The 2,249-nt window shown below is 67.3% G+C and carries 1 protein-coding gene and 1 pseudogene; both read left to right on the plus strand.

From position 1 onward, the window contains the following. On the plus strand, positions 1-1,187 hold a 1,187-nt coding region (locus tag VFL64_RS13735), incomplete at its 5' end, for a methylmalonyl-CoA mutase family protein (RefSeq protein WP_489540942.1). Between the two features lie 51 nt (positions 1,188-1,238). Next, positions 1,239-2,249, plus strand: a pseudogene (locus VFL64_RS13740) (GGDEF domain-containing protein); the annotation flags it as partial.

Here is a 2,249-nt window from a genome sequence, read left to right on the forward strand (position 1 = left end):
AGCTCGACAAGTTCAAGCTCGACAACGGCCGCGACCCCAGCGACGACGAGGCGCAGAAGATCACCACGTGGGTGAAGCAGAACGTGCGCGGCACGGTGCAGGCCGACATCCTGAAGGAAGACCAGGGCCAGAACACCTGCATCTTCTCGACCGAGTTCTCGCTCAAGGTGATGGGCGACATCGCCGAGCACTTCGTGCACCACGAGGTGCGCAACTTCTACTCGGTCTCGATCTCGGGCTACCACATCGCCGAGGCCGGCGCGAACCCGATCTCGCAACTGGCCTTCACGCTCAGCAACGGCTTCACCTTCGTCGAGGCGTACCTCGCACGGGGCATGCACATCGACGACTTCGCGCCCAACCTGAGCTTCTTCTTCAGCAACGGCATGGACCCGGAGTACACCGTGCTGGGCCGCGTGGCGCGCCGCATCTGGGCCGTGGCCATGCGCGACAAGTACGGCGCCAACGAACGCTCGCAGAAGCTCAAGTACCACGTGCAGACGAGCGGCCGGTCACTGCATGCGCAGGAGATCCAGTTCAACGACATCCGCACCACGCTGCAGGCGCTGATCGCGATCTACGACAACTGCAACTCGCTGCACACCAACGCCTTCGACGAGGCCATCACCACGCCCACCGAAGACAGCGTGCGCCGCGCCATGGCCATCCAGCTCATCATCAACCGCGAGTGGGGCCTGGCAAAGAACGAGAACCCGAACCAGGGCGCCTTCGTGATCGACGAGCTCACCGAGCTGGTGGAAGAAGCGGTGTTGAAGGAGTTCGAGAAGATCGCCGAGCGCGGCGGCGTGCTGGGCGCGATGGAGACCGGCTACCAGCGCGGCCAGATCCAGGAGGAGAGCATGCGCTACGAGATGCTCAAGCACACTGGCGAGTACCCCATCATCGGCGTCAACACCTTCCGCAACCCGCACGGTGACCCGGTGCCCGAGCACATCGAGCTGGCCCGCTCCACCGACGACGAGAAGCAGTCGCAGCTCCGGCGGCTGGCTGCGTTCCATGCCGAGCACGCGGCGGAGGCGCCGGCCATGCTCAAGCGGCTGCAGCAGGCCGTCATCGACAACCGCAACGTGTTCGAGGTACTGATGGACGCGGTGCGTGTGTGTTCGCTCGGGCAGATCACGTCAGCGTTGTTCGAGGTGGGCGGGCAGTACCGACGCAGCATGTAGTAGCTCCTGTGGGCCATCACGGGGGCAGCGAAAGCGGAGAGAATCCGCCTCATGAAGCCGCAGGACGCACCGCCTTCGCAATCGCAGCCGCAATCGCCCGCGCTGGGCCTGGCGCGCCGCGCATGGAAGCTGCTGTACCGCGATTCCAGTCGCTGCATCACGCTCGCCGACCAGGCGCTGGCGCGCGCGCTCGAGAGCGACGACACCGCCGCCGGCGGCTGGGCGCACCTGGTGCGCGGCTTTCACCTCATGTGGTACTCCACGCCGCAGGAGGCGGCCCGCGAGCTGGTGACGGCACAGGCCTGCTTCGCCACCGCACAAGACCGCGCCGGCCACCTGCTGGCCGAAGTGGGCATCGCACGCTGCCTGTGGCGCGAGGCGAGGTACCGCGAATCGCTGGAGCGCGTGCTGCCGCTGCGCGCCGAAGGCCTGCAGGTGCTCAAGCGCGACGAGCTGGGCATGCTGCTCAACGTGATCGCCGGCTGCTACTCGTCGCTGGGTGAATCGGAGCAGGCCTTTGCCTACATGTACCAGGCCCTGCACGAAGCCCGGCCGGTGCGCGGCAACGGCTTCGAGGTGGTGCTGTACTGCAATCTCGCGCACGAGCTGATCCAGCTCGGCGAGCACCAGCAGGCGCTCAGCTACATCGAGGAAGGCATCGCACGCGGCTCGCAGCTCAACAACCCGCGCCTGATGAGCGTGCTGCTGATCAACCGCGTGCACTGCCTCACCGACCTCGGCCGCTCGCAGGAGGCGCTGCCCGACATCCAGCGCCTGCTGGAGCTGCCGGCCGACGAAAGCGGGCGCGGCCGCACCAACGCCAACTTCGAGACCATGGGGCTGGCCGCCCTGCGCGCCGGCGACCTGACGCTCGGCCGCCAGTTGGTCGAGCGTGCGCGCAGCGAGAACCACGGCGTGCAGGTGCCCGACGAGCGCGTCACGCTGGTGGTCGCCATGGCCGAGATCCTCAGCGCCGAGCAACGCCGGGCCGAGGCCATCGCGCTGCTGGTTGAAGCCCAGCCGACGCTGCTCGGAGCCGGGCAAGAGGGCTTGAGCCTGCGC

The organism is Rhizobacter sp., assembly GCF_035702065.1.
GTDB lineage: Bacteria > Pseudomonadota > Gammaproteobacteria > Burkholderiales > Burkholderiaceae_C > Rhizobacter.